This window comes from Pseudomonas umsongensis, assembly GCF_002236105.1.
GTDB lineage: Bacteria > Pseudomonadota > Gammaproteobacteria > Pseudomonadales > Pseudomonadaceae > Aquipseudomonas > Aquipseudomonas umsongensis.
The window spans coordinates 20,046-36,996 of record NZ_NIWU01000001.1 but is presented as its reverse complement, the minus strand read 5'-3'; the positions used below and the strand labels follow the sequence as shown (position 1 = coordinate 36,996).

Sequence of the window (16,951 nt, the reverse complement as noted above, 5' to 3'; positions counted from 1 at the left end):
ACATGATCAAACTGAGCGCATTCATTGCCGGCTTGCTGTTCGGCTTCGGCCTTCTGTTGGCAGGCATGGCCAACCCGGGAAAAGTATTGGCTTTCCTGGATCTGACCGGTGCCTGGGATCCTTCCCTGGCGCTGGTCATGGTTGGCGCGATTGGCGTCGCCGTTGCCCCCCTGACCTGGGCACGCCGACAATCCAGCTCGCTGCTGGGACGGCCAATGCAGCTACCGGTCAAGCGTGAACTGGACCCACGCCTGATTGGCGGCAGCCTGTTATTCGGCATTGGTTGGGGAATCGCCGGGATCTGTCCAGGTCCTGCTGTAGTCATACTGCTGACCGGGCACTGGCAAGCCATCGTATTCATGTTAGCCATGCTGGCTGGCATGCTGTTGTTCACTGCGCTGGAATCCCGGCGCAGCCATTGATCGGTTGGCTGCCATGAACGGGCGGTGGCGCGACCACTGCTGCAGCGTTGGCCGGCGGGAAGATGCGTTCGCCATAGAACCCCTTCGGTATCTGATAAATATCAAGGTTGTTTTTGACAGCCCTGTTAACTAGCGAAGGGTCACAGGCGATCGTCATGCTGAAATCCGTCATGTTGGCGAATGCGGGCTAACGCAAATTCCGCAATCGGTTAACTCAGAATTGGGTTCAGCTCACCCCCACCCAAGGCAGCTAAACATGAAAAATAGCAAACTGGCCGTGCTTTTCTTCGTCACATCCCTAACCCCCGCATGGGCCCTCGCAGCCGAGCCATCTCAACCGACCCAGACGCAGCAACAAACGCCAAATGTTGCCGAGTTCGATAAACAGATGGCTCAGGCGCAAGACACCTTCAAGAAGATGCAGGCACAGATGGAGAAAATCCAGCAAACCCAGGATCCCCAGCAACGGCAAAAGCTCCTTCAGGAGCATTGGGAAACGATGCAACATGGGATGAGCATGATGAATGGCATGTGGGGGCCGGGAATGATGGGCAAAAAACACATGATGGGTGGCGACCACATGATGGGTGCTGGCCACACGATGGGCTGGCACGACTACTCAAACCTGACCCCGGAGCAAAAGAGTCAACGCCAGTACATGATGGAAAGGTACACCGGGATGCAACAGATGATGATGGATCACATGATGTGGCATCAAAACTACATGCAGGGGCAGCCGCCAGCCAAGCCCGGCCAATAAGAACAGCGCAATTACCGCTGTACCGTCGAACCACTGCATCTCGGTTACCTCGGCCCTGAGCGGTTCGACGGCAGCAACCTCTGGGGTTACGACAAAGCGGGCAGGACGACTGGGCGTGAACAGGCAGTTGCCCTTCCCGTCTTTCGCCGGACTGTCGAAAAAGCAACATGAAGTGAATCTAAACGTCGATCAAGCGAGGTGCCTGGTGCGAATCGATGATTGGAATCATGCCAGATGCCTGATTGTCCGCGATCCACTTCCTGGCCAGCTCCACGTCAAAGTGCCAGCCGTGGGCTTTTATCAGCACAAGCGCCGCACCGGTGATTCGATAATGCCCGCACTTCGGACAGGCCCTCTCCAGATAATCTTCATCAGCATCAATTGCCGTTGCAGGCCCGTTGCAAATCAAGCAAGTCATGAGCTTCACCTGTTTGGCTGATTGCTCAAATGTAGCTGAACTCAACACCTGATCCTCACGGCGTCTGTCGTTCATTTTAGGCTATGACTTGCGTTCAAATGTTCGCCTTGGGGACTGGCTGATGGAGGAATGAGTTCCAGGCCTCACAAACATCGCGATGCCTCTGAACGGCCAGATCCCAATCGACTCCCGCCGTGTCTCGTGATGAGACCAGCAGCATCATGCTTGTAGTTGAAGCATCCAACTCAAGCAGCAGCTTGTACGTAGCAAGTCTGAACTCGTCGTTGAATGTCATAACTTATTTCCTCGAGCGTCACGCACTATCGGATGCTGATGCGAACGCCCTTAAAGGGTGGAGTACCTGCCTGAGTCATGGTCTCACCAGGGCGAGAAAGACAAACATCCACGAAAAACATCCTGCCCTACTCTCTGTATACACCTACGAATAGCGTTCGCAGGCAAAACAATCGCTCGCTATGTGCATCGCAAGATCGAGGCGCAGATGAAAGCCTCAAAGAAGACTACGGAGTACTTCAAATAGCAATGCCGCTCAACTTGCTCTGGCTCAGCTACAAGGAGCCGTAAATTCAGGCAACCTTTAATGAGTCGACATGCACTCGCCCATAAGCCATGAGCTGAAGATACTCTCGCCATTTTTGGAAGGCTTCCTGCTGCCTGGTGGAGGCCGCGAGCCACTCTGCGCCACCGATTAGCTCGACCGAGATGGCCATCATCTGCTCAATAGCAAGATCAAGTTCATTTGCGAGCTCACGCCCATTCGGCAAATCGAGGATTAGCGGTCGCATAAGGAACCTTTCTTTTTTTGGGCTACTTCATCGACTTGCCAATTGGCTGATCGTGCGTAAGCACTGACGAACGGTTAGCTCCCCCCTCAACCCACTGCCGACCGCCGTGCGCGACATGGGGCATTCAATGAAAAAAGAAATCATCAAGATCAGTCGGTTTAAGCGCAGGCGCTGGAGCGGAAATGGAACCCCACAATGCCCACAGGCGACTGAAGCAGACGCAGACCACGGCCCCTTGGACGAAGGTTGAGGAACGGTATTTGAAGCGAGCGCTTAAGGAAGCCAGGGAGGTGGCAAACTGCCACACGGGGTGTGGGGGAGTCGCAGACAGTTAAGCCGATCTAAATGATGGCTTAACTGTCTGATTTTACTCAGGAATAATGGTCGGGACGGAGTGATTCGAACACTCGACCCCTAGCACCCCATCTCCTTTTTCATACTTATTGAAAGACTCCAGAATTTCACCCTGGATTATTCGAATCTAGTATTTACTTGAGCTCCAGCGGTGTTCTGCTCTACGAGAGTCCAGTAATGTCCATCAAGAGCCGACGTTTTTGTGGGGGGAAAAGTAGGGGGAACCTATTTTATGGCTAAAATCACCATCAAAGAACTCGAATCGCTGACCGCTGAAGATGCCGGCCGAATCCTCAGGGAGGATGGCAATCTGGCCGGTCGAGTCTCAGTCCGCAAGGACGGCGTGACGGTCAGCTTTTTCTATCGGTATCGGTGGGGTGACCAGAACAAAGAGTACTCCTGCGGCTCCTGGCCGCGCAAATCCCTGACGGACATCCGCAAGGCCCGCAGCCAGGCTCGAGCGCTTATTGATGAGCAGATCAATCCCAACGAGCAAAAGAAAACCGCCAAGGCACAGGCATACGCCGCTGCTAACGTAGAGGCCGAACAAGTAAAGACGTCAAAGGTGCAAACACTGACCGTCCAAGATCTGGCCAAGGCCTGGCTGTTGGATGGCGTGGCGCGAAAAGACGGCAATGCCGAACTACAACGCCGTTTTAACAAGGACCTATTCCCGGCACTTGGTAAGACAGCGGTGAGCAGCGTCTCCGAACACGATGTTCGGGCACTGATCCGCTCCGTGGTTAACCGCGGCGCTCACCGGCAAGCCATCAGTTTCTTCGCCGACCTCACTCAGATGTTCAGCTGGGCCAGAAAGCGTCAGCCCTGGCGGGCCTTATTGATCGAGGGTGATCCGACGGAACTGGTCGACATCTCCCCTCTGATCCCTGCCGACTACGAGGCCGAACGAAGCCGCCTCCTTTCACCGGCTGAGCTGTTGGAATTGCACAACCGCTTCCAGCAAATGACTGCCGATTACAACGCCCTCCCCGCCGGGCAAAAATACGACGGCATTCGACCGTTAAAGAAGGAAACCCAACTCGCGCTCTGGATCAGCGCGGGCACGCTGTGCCGGATTGGCGAATTGCTGCAGGCCGAATGGAAAAATGTCGACCTGGACCAGCAGACCTGGTTCCTCCCCAGCGAAAACGTCAAAGGCACTCGGGGCAAGAAACAGGACCATCATGTTTTCCTCTCGCCCTTCGCCCTGCATTTCTTTCAAGAACTCAAGACCCTGACGGGACATTCCCAGTGGTGCTTTCCCAACAAGCAGGACGATGGGCATGTGAACGTGAAAGTGGTGAGCAAACAGGTCGGTGACCGCCAAGCCCGGTTCAAAAACCGTAAGGCCCTCTCACGACGGCGTCATGACGATACCCTGGTGCTTGCCGACGGTCAGAACGGTGACTGGACGCCGCATGACCTGCGCCGCACCGGCGCGACCATGATGCAGGCCTTGGGTGTCAGCCTGGACGTCATCGATCGCTGCCAAAACCATGTGCTGGCCGGCTCGCGGGTGAGACGCCACTACCTGCATCACGACTATGCCGAGGAAAAGAAACACGCCTGGAACCTGTTGGGCGATCGACTCAGTGCCGTGCTGTCCTCAACCTACGAGCACCCACCGACCGAGTCGATGATGTTTTTTCCAGACTACGCAACCGCAGGAACCCTGCCGTCGTCATAAGTCGAATTCTTATAGCGCTGAATTCCTTTTAGTTTTGTAGCTCTCGCCAAGCGCTTGTTTCAGGTCGACTCCGGCTCGTCGTGATCTGCAGAAACCGGCCAAGAACGGTCATACCCCGTGTAGCAGTTGTCAGGACTGCATAGTCGAACAACCAATTTTGGTCTATGGCAACCACAAACGAGGCCAAGTGCATACTCGTCCTAGCCTCATCCTGCGCTCACACAAGCGCACGGCGAGTGTCCCATGCTCTCTTCTCGCACTCTGACTACAGGGTAACTGGCGCACTCAAAGCATACACCCAAGCAAGGCGGCGTTCTGCTGGAGCACCGGCAGGCATTGATCACGTAATTCCTGAAGGGTCAAACGTGCGGTAAATGTGCTGACACTCATGGCGGCGACCACTTTACCTTGGGCATTTCTCACCGGCACCGCCATTGAACGCATCCCCAGCTCGAGCTCTTCATCGGTAAAAGCAAACCCTTCGATCCGTGCCTGCTCGATCCTGTCCATGATCACTTTCGGGTCGACGATCATGTGAGCCGTGGTCGGTGACGGAGGATTAGTCAGGTAGCGGCGGACTTCTTCGTCGCTCAACCCCGCCAACAAGACCTGCCCCGTTGCCGAGCCATAGGCCGGTAGACGTGCGCCAAGACGTACGCCGGTAGTCACGACTTTTGCCGTCTCGGCACGGGCAACGAATACCGACCAGCCATCTTCGAATACTGCCAAGGAAATCGATTCCCCGAGCGCTTCACGGGCCGACGCCAAATATGGCTGGGCCAGTTGCGGTAGCGGCGCTGCATCAAGATACGCCGCACCGAGTCGCAAGAACCGAGGCGTAGGTCTGAAGTGCTTGCCGTCATGGGTCAGATAGCCCAGATCCACCAGGGTAAGCAGGCATCGGCGGGCAGCGGCACGGGTGGTGTCGGTCAGTGCCGCCGCGTCCGATACCGTCAATTGCGAGTGCTCCAAACCAAACACTTCGATGATTGCCAGGCCCTTTGCCAGACCCGACATACCTTCTGGCGCGCGCACAGCTACGCCATCAGCGGACGTATTTTTCTTGACAACCATAATTGTCCAACGCTCTAATTGTTCGAGAAATGAAACAATGTTCGCTATTCGAACAAAAATAAAACCTCATGTCAACCATGTGCTTGTCGGAAAGAACATTTTTCTGCAGCCATGAGGACCTGATCCGGGAGAAAAAATGAACATCATTACTGATCGAGTACCTGAAAATCCGCTGTGGCCCGATGGATTGACCCGTGTGCCCTACTGGGCTTTTCAGAGCGCTGCTGTGTACAAGGATGAACAGACGCGGTTGTTCCAGGGGCCTCACTGGAATTATCTGTGCCTCGAGGCTGAGATTCCCGAGCCCGGCGACTTTAAGACCAGTTTCATTGGCGAGACCTCGATTGTCGTGACCCGCGACAGCGACGGCGAACTCTACGCCTTCGAGAATCGCTGCGCGCATCGTGGCGCCCTCCTTGCCCTGGAGGACAGTGGTAAAGCCAAAGACTTCACCTGCGTGTATCACGCCTGGAGTTACAACCTGCAAGGCGATCTGACCGGTATCGCTTTCAAGGATGGCATCAAGGGCAATGGCGGCATGGCGCCTTCGTTCTGCATGGAACAACACGGCCCGCGCAAGCTGCGCATAGCGACTGTTCACGGCCTGGTGTTCGGCAGCTTCAGCGATGACGTGCCCGATATCGAAGAGTACCTGGGCGAGGAAATACTCAGCCGTATTGAACGCGTTCTCGACGGACGCAAGCCAGTGGTTCTGGGCCGTTTCACCCAGATGTTGCCCAACAACTGGAAGCTGTACATCGAGAACGTCAAAGACTCGTACCACGCCAGTATCCTGCATCTGTTCTTCACCACCTTCGAGATCAACCGCCTGTCCCAGCGCGGTGCGATCATCGTTGATGAGAGCGGCGGACATCACGTCAGCTACTCGGCCATCGACCGTGAAGCCGAACGTCAGGTCGAGCGCGATGCCTCCTATGCAGAACAAAGCATCCGCTCCGACAGCGCCTATCAGCTGCAGGACCCCTCGTTGCTCGAAGGCTTCAGTGAAGTCGGTGATGACGTCACGCTGCAAATCCTGTCGATCTTCCCCTGCTTCGTACTGCAACAGATCCAGAATTCGGTTGCAGTCCGCCAAGTGCTGCCACGGGGCGTGGAAACGACTCAGCTCAACTGGACCTACCTGGGCTTTGAAGACGACACGCCCGAACAGCGACTGACGCGTCTGAAGCAGGCCAACCTTGTCGGTCCCGCTGGCTATATCTCCATGGAAGATGGTTGCGTAGGCGGCTTTGTCCAGCGTGGCATCGCTGGCGCGTCCAATCACAGCGCGGTGCTGGAAATGGGCGGGATTGACGCCGAATCGAGTGATAGCCGGATTACCGAAGCGTCTATCCGCGGTTTCTGGAAGGCCTATCGCGCAGCCATGGATCTATGAAGAGGGAATCATTCGTGACACATAATATTTTTGCACTGATCAGCCAGACACAAGCCCTATATGCACGCTGCATCGATGAAGGCCCGCTTGAAGCATGGCCGGAGTTTTTCATGGAGAAGTGCCTGTATACCGTTACCACTGCCGATAACTACCGACAAGGATTGCCTGCCGGCATGATTTGGGCCGACAACCGCGGAATGTTGATTGACCGGGTATCCGCCTTGCGCGACGCCAATATCTACGAGCGGCACAGCTACCGCCATATGCTCAATCAGCCAGTGATCCTGGAATGCAACGGCAACCTGGTGCGCAGCGAAACTGCATTCCTGGTGCTGCGCATCATGCGCGACGGCACGACCGAGAACTTCGTCTCCGGCCGCTATATCGACTGCTACCGGGTCGACGGCGAAACAGCCATGTTGGCTGAACGAACCGTGGTGTGCGACAGCTCACGCATCGACACGTTGCTGGCGCTTCCGCTATGAAACTGCCGGCATCGCGAATCCTCTTGAGCATCGGCGACCCCAACGGCATCGGCCCGGAAGTCGCTGTCAAAGCCGTCGCGGCTCTGCAGAACGAACCCGAGTTGAATCCGGTCATTGTCGGCGATCGGTTTGTCGTCGAAGCCTATGCGCAGGACATTGGCCTGCGAGTCAAAGAGACTGATGGCACCGCACCGGCAGAAGCGGGAGTGATCCACCTGCTGCCCGTACATAGCCTGGCATCCGAGGCTTTCGTGCCTGGGCAAGTGAATGCCTCGGCAGGTGCTGCTACGGTGGATTATTTGTCTGCCGCAGTGGTGGGTCTGAGCCTGGGCCGGGCACGCGGCATTGTTGCGTGCCCGCATTCCGAGACGGCGATCAATGCCGCCGGCATCGATTTTTCCGGTTACCCAAACCTGCTGGCCAAACTGGTAGGCGTCGAGTCCGACCGTGTGTTTCTGATGCTGATCGGTGCGGGGATGCGGATCGTCCATGTCACCTTGCACGAGCGCCTGGCCGATTCACTGGCCAGGCTGACACCCGAGCTGGTGGTGGCCGCAGGTCATGCAGCAGTTTCTGCACTCCACGCGCTGGGCATCAATGCTCCGCGCATTGGCGTCTTCGGCATCAATCCCCATGCGGGTGAAAACGGCCTGTTCGGTCAGGACGATCAGCAGATTACTGCCCCGGCCGTCGAGCGCCTGCGGCAGGCGGGTATCGATGCCCATGGGCCGGTCGGCGCCGATCTGATGCTCGGCCAAAATGGCTATGACGCCTTTATTGCCATGTATCACGACCAGGGTCACATCCCGATCAAACTGCTGGCCGGGCGTACCGCTTCTGCGCTGTCCATCGGTGCCGGCCTGATCTTTTCCAGCGTGGGCCACGGCTCGGCATTCGATATCGCCGGTAAAAACCTCGCTGATCCCGAAGCGGTGATCCGCGCGTTGCGCCTGGTAGGTGGCGCAGTTCATTCCAACCAGGAGGTTCTGGCATGACGTACGACGTAACAGTCTCTGGATCGGACATCGTCTTTCCCTGCGAGCCCGACGAGACAGTACTGGATGCGGCCGAGCGGGCGGGGTTTTCGATCCCCTACTCCTGCCGCAAAGGCGTGTGCTCAACCTGCGAAGGCGGCTTGGTCGCCGGGGAATTGCAAGTGCGCGGACAAGGGCTCGCACGCGGGCCTGCCACGGGGGTGCTGCTGTGTCAGGCGCGTCCGTGCTCGTCGGTGGAAATCGCCCCCAAACGCATCGTTCAACGCGCGGCGCCGGTGCGCAAGGTCATTACCACCAAGGTCCATCGCCTCACCCGCCCCAACGCCGATGTCGTGGTTCTGCACCTACGCTTCCCTTCGGGTGTGCGCGCCAAATTCCAGGCCGGTCAATACCTGAAAGTGTTGATGGAGGATGGCGACAGCCGTAACTACTCCATGGCCAATGCGCCCCATGAGAGCGATGGCGTGCAACTGCATATTCGCCATGTTCCCGGAGGGCGCTTTTCCGAGGGCGTGCTGGCAGGATTGGAAAAAGGAGACACGCTCAACGTCGAGCTGCCCTATGGCGAATTTTCACTGAACGAAGAGGTCGACCATCCGGTCATCCTGCTGGGCACCGGTACGGGCATGGCGCCGCTCAAATCCATCATCGAAGACCAGATCAAACGCGGTGGCTCAAGACCCATGCACCTGTTCTGGGGAGCACGCAGCAGCGACGACCTGTATCTCGGCGACCTGCCGGCACAATGGTCCAAGCGCCTGCCGGGGTTCAGCTTCACCCCGGTGCTTTCCGAGCCCGAGCCCGGCTGGTCCGGCCGTACCGGTTGGGTGCACCGCGCGGTTCTCGAGGATTACCCCGACCTGGGCGCCTATCAAGTGTATGCCTGCGGTAATCCGGTCATGACAACCGCGGCGCTCAATGACCTGACTGCCGAAGGCCAGTTGTCGCCCGACGCGTTCTTCTGCGACGCCTTCGTGCCCTCTGGAGAGATCCTGCCGCCTTCATAGGCGGTTATTTCTCCACCTGCGTGCACGCAATAAAAACAAAAAAGGCCAAAATGGCCATGAGGAAAAACCATGTTGCCCGAATTAAAGCCCTTGCAGCTTCCGCAGTTCGTGGATGAACGACCCGTAAGTCCGTTTCAGTACGTGGTCATCATTCTGTGCGGTCTAGTCATGTTCCTCGATGGGTTCGATACCCAGGCCATTAGTTACATGGCGCCTTATATAGCCAGTGAATGGAACCTGCCCAGGCAGATGCTGGGACCGATATTTTCTTCGTCGCTCGCTGGTTTGATGATTGGCTATCTGGTGCTTACCCCACTGTCCGAACGCTTTGGACATAAGAAAGCAATCATAGTCAGCACAATTGTCTTCAGCCTTTGCACCTTGGCATCGGTATGGGCCGACAACGTGACCGAGCTGATGATCCTGCGCTTTATCACCGGGGTCGGTCTGGGCGCCGCAGCCCCAAGTGCGATCGCCATGACCGGCGAATACAGCCCCAAACGCTTTCGTGCAACCTTTGTTCTGGCTATTTACTGCGGTTTCTCCCTCGGATTTATCGCGGCGGGCCTGGCGGCGAACTGGTTCATCCCCCACTACGGCTGGCGCTCGATGTTCTGGATCGGAGCCCTGGCGCCCTTGATGCTGGTACCCGTATTGATTCGTTTCCTGCCGGAATCCATGGTGTTCATGATCCATCGCAAGGTGGCAGCCGAGCGAATCCTGAAAATTTTCCGAAAAATAGACCGAGCCGTTGCACGACAGGAGAAGCCGACATTCATCGTCGACGCCCTCGAGCAAGGGCAAGGGCAACGCGGAGCACTCGCCAGCCTGTTCACCCCTGATCGGGTATTGGGCACCGTATTGTTATGGCTGGTGTTCGCGATTAACCTGGGTGAGTTCTACGCCTTGCAAAGCTGGTTGCCATCAATCATGACGGGGCTCAACTACCCAATGAGCACCGTGGTGATGGCTACCACCCTGACCACCGTGGGCGGTATCGCGGCTGCGTTCATTACCGGACCCTCCATGGACCGGTTGGGCGCCTACAAAACATTGGGCATTCTTTATCTCGTCGGATTCGTGTGCGTTGCATTGACCGGCCTGGCGTTCAAAAGCCCGCTGTGGATGCTCTTGACCGCCAACTTCCTCGCAGGCTGCTGCATCAGCGGCGGGCAAAAAAGCCTCATCGCCCTGGCGGCGGTTTTCTACCCGGCACCGATACGTTCGACCGGAGTCGGTTGGGCATTGGGCATCGGGCGGATCGGCGGGATTACTGGCCCCATCGTGGTCGGCGCAGCCTTGGGTATGGGCTGGTCACCCTCGTCAGTTTTCTATGCCATGGCCGTGCCGATGTTGATCGCCGGGTTACTCGTCCTGTTTCTCGGTCGACGATACGGCAGCAGCACGCTTTAAAACACGAACGGTACTACTCGACAACTTCAATGAAAGCTCACCAAGGGATGAATAAGGATTTACGTCCCTTGAAATGAACCCACTCTTTATTCAACGCAAACGCAGAGCGCTTCTTTCCAAAGCAGCGAAACGTTTAAACCGGAACAACATCGACGCGAATTCAACTTCATGTTGAGGCATCCCCGCGCGTGTCTACCTGCCCTACGAACAATAAAAACAGGAGTCATCTGATGTCCAGCACAACACTGAAGCGTTACTCGTTCCACCTGCCGATCATTATGGCCCTCGGCCAAACGGTCCTGTCGACCGCTCAGGCCCAAGAGATTCAGTCCACGCCTCCCTCGCCCCTTGAGGTATCCCGCCCTTTGCGTCCGGGACCGGCGCGCTGGGTGGAGGATTATCGCTTTCTCGATAACCCGGCAAAACGCACGGACCCGTTCGATGCATTGCGTTTTCAGCGCCTGTCAGACTCTGCCTGGCTGCAGACCGGAGCGGAACTGCGTTATCGCGCCGATGCGGCGGACCAACCGGTGTTCGGCCTGCGCGGAGTAAAGGACGACTCTTATTTAATGCAACGTGCGCAAGTACATGTCGACCTGCACTTATTCGACGACAGCCTGCGCACCTTTATCCAATTACAAAATACTCGGACATGGGGTAAGGACTTGCCCAGCCCTTCCGATCAAAGCCGTAATGAAATACAACAGGCCTTTATCGACGGCAATCTTCATTACCAGAGCGGCACATTGACAACGCGGGTCGGTCGGCAGGAGATGGCTTACGGTAATCAGGTACTGGTGACCTATCGCGAAATCCCCAATATACGGCAGGTGTTTGATGGTGTGCGCCTGAGCTGGATTGCAAAGGATGGTTACAAGCTGGATGCGTTCGCCACCAGACCCGTGGTTAGCAGAGACAACGGCTCGTTCAACGACCCAAGTAATCATCAGCAAAAGTTCTACGGGCTCTATGGCACCCTGCCCCTGTCCAGCGTGTTGAAAGCCGATCTGTACGCCTTTGGCCTGGAAACAGAGCAGCGCAAGCTCGACGGTTTTACCGGAGAGGACAATCGCTACACCTTCGGCACGCGGTTGTTCGGCACATGGAATAAATTCGACTGGAGCTGGGATCTGATGAAGCAGGTGGGCCATATGGCCAGCGCCGACATCGACGCCTGGGCGGTTTCCAGCGACAGCGGATATACCTTTGCGGGTCCCTGGAAAGCGCGTCTGGGTTTGCGTGTCGATGCCGCGAGCGGTGATAAGGATGGCGATCATCGGGCCGGAACTTTCGATCCATTGTTTCCCAAGAACGCCTTCTACGGTCAGGCCAGCCTGACAACGTTGTCGAACATCATTCTGGTAGGCCCGACACTCAGGTTCTCTCCCTTCAACAAGTTCCGTTTCGAACCGGGCATATTTGCTGCCTGGCGAGAAAGCAACGATGACGGCGTCTATTTGCCAGGCATGACCACAGCCCCCGGAACAACCACCAGCAGTGGAAAACGCTTGGGCACCCTGTATCAGGCCAACGCCAATTGGACGCCGACCGCTAACGTTTCCGTTGATCTCGACTATTTGTTCTACGACATCGGTTCGGCGATCGAAAGCGCCGGCGGCAACAACTCGCAAATACTGGTGCTGCGCTCTACGTTTCGCTTTTAGGCGTCAAGAACATCCGGCACGAACGCTGCTCGGCAATTCATTAAATTTGACGTCGACAAAGACATTGACTTCACCAGATTGATATCGGTGAATCGTCGAGGCTTTCCGGCAGTAAGGTGCTTTGGCCTCGATATTCACCTTGAATACAAGTGTTTTAATGCATCACCCTAAAATCCATCTGATACGGTTTTTTTTCGATCACCTGAGCCTTTTTCGTCAACCTACAGTCTATAAAGTGCATGCCCGATGTTCTTTCAAACAACAAAAAGCAGCCAACTAGTTTTGGCTCTTGGGCACACTGACGCGCTCAAGAATTTTGACCACCCCAGGATCAACAATAGAACCCTGTTTTATCAGAAACAAATGGGACAAATAACTATTCACTTGATTTGGAGATGGCCGCCGTGCAAAAGCTTAGCTTGGGCTTCCTAGTAACTGGCGTTTTGGGGCAACTATCAGCACTACTATGGACCTACACGTCCACAGGACCAATTTGTCAAAATAACGTCGGCAATTCATACCTCCAGCAAAAAGTGACAAAGTTCGAACAACTACTCGATGACACCGCTAATAAAGTTGCGACAGAGCTCAGTACAAAACATTCCGACGGGCTCGCCCCCCTTGCGAAAAACGGATCTCACATACCCGACCCAACGGAGGCTGACGCCGTACAGTTTTTGGTCGAAAAGCCAGACGAAACACCAGCACTTACGCCGCCTTCATTGCCCGCACGGGCACACCAATGGACGATTATTCTCAGCGCTCTGATCACTGTTACCGGCCTGCTCCTGGCCGTATTCGCCCGCAAAAAAACCATTGATCCGCAATGGCACGTCTTTCGCACCGTGCCAGGCTCGCTAATCACGCTGGAGCGCCCATGTTTGACGTGCGGCGGCTTCATTTCCCACACTGCAAAACCCGCTTCAGCCACGCCTTCATCCGGCGTGTGGGTGATCGAAATAGCGTTGAACACACCCAACCGTCATCGCGCCACAAAAGCCATTCAGCAGCTGGAGTTACCGGTAGCGCGTAAAGAAAACAACTTTGTCGTCATCGGCCCGTATAAACAGAAGCAGGACGCGGCCCGAATCGTGAAAGAGCTGAGTGAAAGTCATGGCGTTAGAGGATGGATGATGGCGGGAAATTGACATAGCCCGATTTAGCGCTGCTCCAACCTCAACCAAACGGTTACTTATTTTATGACACAAGAGAGCATTCATGATTGCAAAAGAGCTTAGAGCCGAACTCGCCCTGAAGAAATTCCTGGCCGCCAACTTATGGGTCCAACTTAAACTCAGCGAGCTGAACTACAGCCTCGCTGAAAACTGCGGGCTTTCGCCAGAAGAATATCGCCTGAAATTTCTGCAAGAAGCATTTGAAGCAGAAGCAGACGCTCACGACTGCGATTGCTGGGACTTCATTCTGCAGTGGGTGGCCGACACTAAGGAAGAGCTGGAGTTGATGCGTGAAGAACGCATGAAAGAGATTTATGACTTTCTGGACGATTAGTAGACCCTACAACTTTCGTAGCCTATACAAGCCGCCAGTTTCAAGATGAAAAGACTAACTTCCTAGGCGGGAGGGTCGCCCAATACCCCCCCCCCCCGCCCTCCTCTCGGTTCAAACCGCCGCATAACAATCCACTACACGCCGATATTGGCTGGGAGAAGCTCCGATGTGTTGACGGAAAAACCGTGTGAAATGGCCTTGCTCGGAGAACCCGAGGTTCTCCGACAACAGGCCCAACGTCCCACTGCGCTCGCGCTCCAGCCAGGCAAAAGCCCGGCGCATGCGCGCGTCGTTAAGCAACAGGGTCGGCGTCATGCCGGTATCTTTCCTGAACAGCGCAAAGAAGTGCGCCCGCGACAGACCACAAGCCCGCGCGGCGTTGTCGATCGGGTTCGGATCATCGAGGTGCTCAAGCAACCAGGCGGTGCCACGGCGCACGCGCGCGTCCCGGAACTCGCCTGAGTTCGGCGCACCCAGGAGCGACAAATGCCGCCAGCTGGAAAAGTCCTCGATCAGTTCGATCAGGAAGTCGAACAGCATGAATTCCATGCGCTCTTTCGGCACGATCCCGCAGCCATGCGCTTCGGCGACCAGGATGTCGGCCAAGGTGCGATTACGGCTCGACAGCTCGATGCATGACTGGGCAAAAAAGTCCGGCCGACCGCTGAGCGCCAGCGACTGCTGGGCAGTGGCCAGCCAGGCGGGCTCGATGTAGAGCGCCAGGATGACAGTGGCACCGGCACCCGGCTGCGGATCGTAGAAATGCGGCTCCCAGGCGTTGACCAGCACCGCCGTGCGATCACTGAGCGGCACCCGCCGACCGTTGACGTTGAAATAAGTGTCCTCGCCGGACACTTTGACCAGCACATGGCATTCGGAATGGGTGTGGGTAACCAGCGAACGATCCATGTCCAGCAAGGCGACCCGGCCAAACCTGCCGTGGAAAACCCGTTGGGCAATCGACATCAGATTACTCCGCTCGCTTGAAGCGATATTGTTATCGGCCACCATGAAGGATTATCGCGGCGTCCATGTGTTTCCGGACCCCGGCGGTCGCGAAAGGGTTCAGCAGCACTTGGTTGGCCACTATCGCGCGCGAATGACCGAGCGTCTACCTCGACTTTCGCAGCCCCCACGCTCGTCGGAAAAGCCGCCTCACTTCAACAAGTTCCGTTTCGAACCGGGCATCTTTGCTGGCTGGCGAGAAAGCAACGAGGACGGCGTCTATTTGCCAGGCATGACCACAGCCCCCGGAACAACCAACAGGCGCGGAAAACGCTTGGGCACCCTGTATCAGGCCAACGCCAATTGGACCCCGACCGCTAACGTTTCCGTTGACCTCGATTATTTGTTCTACGACATCGACTCGGCGATCAAAAGCGCCGGCGGCAACAACTCGCAAATACTGGTGCTGCGCTCCACGTTTTGCTTTTAGGCATCAAACACATCCGGCACGCCACGACCGCGGTTACGGCATCAGCCGATAACCGCGGATTCGCCGCTCTCATTGCAAGAGCCTGATCTTCAGAGCACCGAGCGTAAAAAGTCTGCCGTTCAGCTTTTTTTCGGACGGTCGAAGATCTGCTCGGGAGTTCCTGACTCGTGAATCTACCCTTTTGCCAGAACGGCGCCCGGCATGGACATCGACGCAACAGCCTTACCAGAGCGGGAGGCTGTAGCTGACGATCAGGCGATTCTCGTCAATTTCACTGGCAAAGCTCGAGCGATAAGTCGCGTTGCGCCATTTGATGCCGACATTTTTCAGCGCGCCACTCTGGATCACATAGCCGATGTCGGTATTACGTTCCCACTCCTTGCCGGTTCCCGAAGCGACTCCCAGGTCGACCTGGTCGCCTTTTACATAGCGGGTCATAAAGGTCAGGCCAGGAATGCCGAGGCCGGCGAAGTTGAAGTCGTAACGGGCTTGCAGGGAGCGCTCGTCCTGATTGCCGAAGTCGTTGATTTGCAGCAGGTTGACCAGGTACGGATCGGTGCCCTGAACGTTGGCGAAACCGGTATCGCCGCTCATTTTCTGGTAGCTGAGACCGAAGGCGTGCGCACCCATTGAATAGGTGAACATGGCGCCGAGCATTTGGTTGTCGACATTGCTGCTGCCGTCATCGGCCGAACGGGCCCAACGCAGATCGGATTTCAGCGCCTGCCCCTCGGCAATAGGCAACACATGCATCACCGTCAGATAATGCTGCTTGTACAGGTCGTCCAACTGCGCGTAGTGGTAGCCAGTACTGAGCGTCTTGCTCCACATGAAATTGCCACCGAGAAAGTCGAACTGGTCGGTGGTGGCCCTCGCCCCGGTTACGATGTTGCGCCTGGGGCCTTTCATGACTGTCATGTCTTCGCGGTTGGTCGAGTCGCGCTGGCTCACCTGGGTGAGGCGACCGGCGTCGAAGGTCAGACCCGCGAGGTCCGTCGAGTTCAGCCAGCCACCCTGGAAGGTCTGCGGCAGCAGCCGTGTATCGTTGGGCTGCAATACCGGCAGCTTGGGAATCAGGGTCCCCACCTTGAGGGTGGACTTGGAGACCCGGAGCTTGGCAGTCAGGCCAAGCTCGCTGTTGTCATCGGGTGCCCTCCTCGACTCGGCGCCGCGCGGTAGCAGACCGGTGGCGCCCGCGCGATCCGGGCTCGAATCCAGCTTGATGCCGAGCAGACCAAGCGCATCGACCCCCACGCCCACCGGTCCTTCGGTGTAGCCGGATTCGTAGCGCAACAGGAAGCCTTGCGCCCACTCCTCGCCCTTGTTTTGTGGGGCCGCTGGCTGGCGGAAGTCTCGGTTCATATAGAAATTGCGCATGTCCAGACTGGCCTTGCTGTCCGCAAGGAACTCAGCCGAAGCGGATGAACAAACGCCGAAAGCCCCAGTAAGGCCGGACAGCAGAAAAGCTTGGGTGGGACGAAGTACGTGCATAGCTCTCTCTTCTTGTTAGGTGGTAAATCGGCGAT

General features: G+C 56.5%; 19 protein-coding genes. 12 read left to right on the top strand and 7 right to left on the bottom strand.

What is annotated here, in order from left to right; translation table 11 throughout:
- Window positions 1-2 precede the first annotated feature (2 nt).
- Entirely contained in the window at window positions 3-422 is a 420-nt protein-coding gene (locus PSUM_RS00175) for a DUF6691 family protein (protein ID WP_020798994.1), read from the top strand.
- Here the strand turns inward: PSUM_RS00175 and PSUM_RS30780 are convergent.
- Window positions 391-579 (bottom strand): hypothetical protein, encoded by a 189-nt coding sequence (locus tag PSUM_RS30780; RefSeq protein ID WP_020798995.1) that lies wholly within the window; start codon window positions 577-579, stop codon window positions 391-393. The two genes, PSUM_RS00175 and PSUM_RS30780, sit on opposite strands and share 32 nt — an antisense overlap.
- A 99-nt stretch (window positions 580-678) precedes the next feature.
- Between PSUM_RS30780 and PSUM_RS00170 the strand changes: the two genes are divergently transcribed.
- Window positions 679-1,182 (top strand): hypothetical protein, encoded by a 504-nt coding sequence (locus tag PSUM_RS00170; protein WP_020798996.1) that lies wholly within the window; start codon window positions 679-681, stop codon window positions 1,180-1,182.
- Between the two features lie 178 nt (window positions 1,183-1,360).
- Here the strand turns inward: PSUM_RS00170 and PSUM_RS00165 are convergent, their stop codons facing one another.
- The 3 genes from PSUM_RS00165 to PSUM_RS00155 form a co-directional block, all read right to left on the bottom strand.
- The gene (locus tag PSUM_RS00165; protein ID WP_083348760.1) at window positions 1,361-1,675 is read right to left on the bottom strand and encodes a hypothetical protein; all 315 of its coding nucleotides are present in this window, start codon (window positions 1,673-1,675) and stop codon (window positions 1,361-1,363) included.
- Between the two features lie 19 nt (window positions 1,676-1,694).
- Window positions 1,695-1,895 (bottom strand): hypothetical protein, encoded by a 201-nt coding sequence (locus tag PSUM_RS00160; protein WP_083348759.1) that lies wholly within the window; start codon window positions 1,893-1,895, stop codon window positions 1,695-1,697.
- A 292-nt stretch (window positions 1,896-2,187) separates the two neighbouring features.
- The gene (locus PSUM_RS00155) at window positions 2,188-2,406 is read right to left on the bottom strand and encodes a hypothetical protein (RefSeq protein WP_083348758.1); all 219 of its coding nucleotides are present in this window, start codon (window positions 2,404-2,406) and stop codon (window positions 2,188-2,190) included.
- A 586-nt stretch (window positions 2,407-2,992) separates the two neighbouring features.
- Here PSUM_RS00155 and PSUM_RS00150 point away from each other — a divergent pair.
- Entirely contained in the window at window positions 2,993-4,447 is a 1,455-nt protein-coding gene (locus PSUM_RS00150; RefSeq protein WP_083348757.1) for a tyrosine-type recombinase/integrase, read from the top strand.
- A 285-nt stretch (window positions 4,448-4,732) separates the two neighbouring features.
- On the opposite strand, the gene PSUM_RS00145 is transcribed toward PSUM_RS00150, so the two are convergent.
- Window positions 4,733-5,464 (bottom strand): IclR family transcriptional regulator domain-containing protein, encoded by a 732-nt coding sequence (locus PSUM_RS00145; protein ID WP_169840426.1) that lies wholly within the window; start codon window positions 5,462-5,464, stop codon window positions 4,733-4,735.
- 193 nt (window positions 5,465-5,657) lie between these two features.
- Between PSUM_RS00145 and PSUM_RS00140 the strand changes: the two genes are divergently transcribed.
- From PSUM_RS00140 to PSUM_RS00105, 8 genes are all read left to right on the top strand, one after another.
- Complete coding sequence (locus PSUM_RS00140) at window positions 5,658-6,917, top strand: aromatic ring-hydroxylating dioxygenase subunit alpha (RefSeq protein WP_083348755.1); 1,260 nt, start codon at window positions 5,658-5,660, stop codon at window positions 6,915-6,917.
- 14 nt (window positions 6,918-6,931) lie between these two features.
- On the top strand, window positions 6,932-7,402 hold the full coding sequence (locus PSUM_RS00135; protein ID WP_083350140.1) for an aromatic-ring-hydroxylating dioxygenase subunit beta: 471 nt from the start codon (window positions 6,932-6,934) through the stop codon (window positions 7,400-7,402).
- Window positions 7,399-8,397 carry a PdxA family dehydrogenase gene (locus PSUM_RS00130; RefSeq protein WP_083348754.1) on the top strand — a complete coding sequence of 333 codons (999 nt, stop codon included), beginning with the start codon at window positions 7,399-7,401 and terminating at the stop codon, window positions 8,395-8,397. Before PSUM_RS00135 ends, PSUM_RS00130 begins: the two co-directional genes overlap by 4 nt.
- Window positions 8,394-9,404 (top strand): 2Fe-2S iron-sulfur cluster-binding protein, encoded by a 1,011-nt coding sequence (locus PSUM_RS00125; protein WP_083348753.1) that lies wholly within the window; start codon window positions 8,394-8,396, stop codon window positions 9,402-9,404. Before PSUM_RS00130 ends, PSUM_RS00125 begins: the two co-directional genes overlap by 4 nt.
- Before the next feature lie 69 nt (window positions 9,405-9,473).
- Window positions 9,474-10,817: an MFS transporter gene (locus PSUM_RS00120; protein WP_083348752.1), complete on the top strand. Its 1,344-nt coding sequence runs from the start codon at window positions 9,474-9,476 to the stop codon at window positions 10,815-10,817.
- A 230-nt stretch (window positions 10,818-11,047) separates the two neighbouring features.
- Window positions 11,048-12,481, top strand: a complete 1,434-nt coding sequence (locus tag PSUM_RS00115) for an alginate export family protein (protein WP_083348751.1) — start codon at window positions 11,048-11,050, stop codon at window positions 12,479-12,481.
- Between the two features lie 395 nt (window positions 12,482-12,876).
- The gene (locus PSUM_RS00110) at window positions 12,877-13,629 is read left to right on the top strand and encodes an SPOR domain-containing protein (protein WP_225441900.1); all 753 of its coding nucleotides are present in this window, start codon (window positions 12,877-12,879) and stop codon (window positions 13,627-13,629) included.
- 70 nt (window positions 13,630-13,699) lie between these two features.
- Window positions 13,700-13,990, top strand: a complete 291-nt coding sequence (locus PSUM_RS00105) for a DUF6388 family protein (RefSeq protein ID WP_083348750.1) — start codon at window positions 13,700-13,702, stop codon at window positions 13,988-13,990.
- 111 nt (window positions 13,991-14,101) lie between these two features.
- Here the strand turns inward: PSUM_RS00105 and PSUM_RS00100 are convergent, their stop codons facing one another.
- The gene (locus PSUM_RS00100; protein WP_083348749.1) at window positions 14,102-14,956 is read right to left on the bottom strand and encodes a helix-turn-helix transcriptional regulator; all 855 of its coding nucleotides are present in this window, start codon (window positions 14,954-14,956) and stop codon (window positions 14,102-14,104) included.
- Window positions 14,957-14,999: 43 nt separating this feature from the next.
- Between PSUM_RS00100 and PSUM_RS00095 the strand changes: the two genes are divergently transcribed.
- A complete protein-coding gene (locus PSUM_RS00095) occupies window positions 15,000-15,425 on the top strand; it encodes a hypothetical protein (RefSeq protein WP_083348748.1) in 426 nt (141 codons plus the stop codon).
- Window positions 15,426-15,647: 222 nt separating this feature from the next.
- Here the strand turns inward: PSUM_RS00095 and PSUM_RS00090 are convergent, their stop codons facing one another.
- Window positions 15,648-16,916 carry an OprD family porin gene (locus PSUM_RS00090; RefSeq protein ID WP_083348747.1) on the bottom strand — a complete coding sequence of 423 codons (1,269 nt, stop codon included), beginning with the start codon at window positions 16,914-16,916 and terminating at the stop codon, window positions 15,648-15,650.
- Between the last annotated feature and the right edge of the window lie 35 nt (window positions 16,917-16,951).

What these genes read in the sequence shown, in the direction of transcription:
- PSUM_RS00095 (WP_083348748.1), top strand. Translation starts at nt 15,000, where the DNA reads ATGAAGGATTATCGCGGCGTCCATGTGTTTCCGGACCCCGGCGGTCGC.
- PSUM_RS00105 (WP_083348750.1), top strand. Translation starts at nt 13,700, where the DNA reads ATGATTGCAAAAGAGCTTAGAGCCGAACTCGCCCTGAAGAAATTCCTG.
- PSUM_RS30780 (WP_020798995.1), bottom strand. Translation starts at nt 579, where the DNA reads ATGACGATCGCCTGTGACCCTTCGCTAGTTAACAGGGCTGTCAAAAAC.
- PSUM_RS00160 (WP_083348759.1), bottom strand. Translation starts at nt 1,895, where the DNA reads ATGACATTCAACGACGAGTTCAGACTTGCTACGTACAAGCTGCTGCTT.
- PSUM_RS00155 (WP_083348758.1), bottom strand. Translation starts at nt 2,406, where the DNA reads ATGCGACCGCTAATCCTCGATTTGCCGAATGGGCGTGAGCTCGCAAAT.
- PSUM_RS00090 (WP_083348747.1), bottom strand. Translation starts at nt 16,916, where the DNA reads ATGCACGTACTTCGTCCCACCCAAGCTTTTCTGCTGTCCGGCCTTACT.
- PSUM_RS00130 (WP_083348754.1), top strand. Translation starts at nt 7,399, where the DNA reads ATGAAACTGCCGGCATCGCGAATCCTCTTGAGCATCGGCGACCCCAAC.
- PSUM_RS00120 (WP_083348752.1), top strand. Translation starts at nt 9,474, where the DNA reads ATGTTGCCCGAATTAAAGCCCTTGCAGCTTCCGCAGTTCGTGGATGAA.
- PSUM_RS00110 (WP_225441900.1), top strand. Translation starts at nt 12,877, where the DNA reads ATGGCCGCCGTGCAAAAGCTTAGCTTGGGCTTCCTAGTAACTGGCGTT.
- PSUM_RS00115 (WP_083348751.1), top strand. Translation starts at nt 11,048, where the DNA reads ATGTCCAGCACAACACTGAAGCGTTACTCGTTCCACCTGCCGATCATT.
- PSUM_RS00100 (WP_083348749.1), bottom strand. Translation starts at nt 14,956, where the DNA reads ATGTCGATTGCCCAACGGGTTTTCCACGGCAGGTTTGGCCGGGTCGCC.
- PSUM_RS00145 (WP_169840426.1), bottom strand. Translation starts at nt 5,464, where the DNA reads ATGTCGGGTCTGGCAAAGGGCCTGGCAATCATCGAAGTGTTTGGTTTG.
- PSUM_RS00170 (WP_020798996.1), top strand. Translation starts at nt 679, where the DNA reads ATGAAAAATAGCAAACTGGCCGTGCTTTTCTTCGTCACATCCCTAACC.
- PSUM_RS00165 (WP_083348760.1), bottom strand. Translation starts at nt 1,675, where the DNA reads ATGAACGACAGACGCCGTGAGGATCAGGTGTTGAGTTCAGCTACATTT.
- PSUM_RS00175 (WP_020798994.1), top strand. Translation starts at nt 3, where the DNA reads ATGATCAAACTGAGCGCATTCATTGCCGGCTTGCTGTTCGGCTTCGGC.
- PSUM_RS00140 (WP_083348755.1), top strand. Translation starts at nt 5,658, where the DNA reads ATGAACATCATTACTGATCGAGTACCTGAAAATCCGCTGTGGCCCGAT.
- PSUM_RS00150 (WP_083348757.1), top strand. Translation starts at nt 2,993, where the DNA reads ATGGCTAAAATCACCATCAAAGAACTCGAATCGCTGACCGCTGAAGAT.
- PSUM_RS00125 (WP_083348753.1), top strand. Translation starts at nt 8,394, where the DNA reads ATGACGTACGACGTAACAGTCTCTGGATCGGACATCGTCTTTCCCTGC.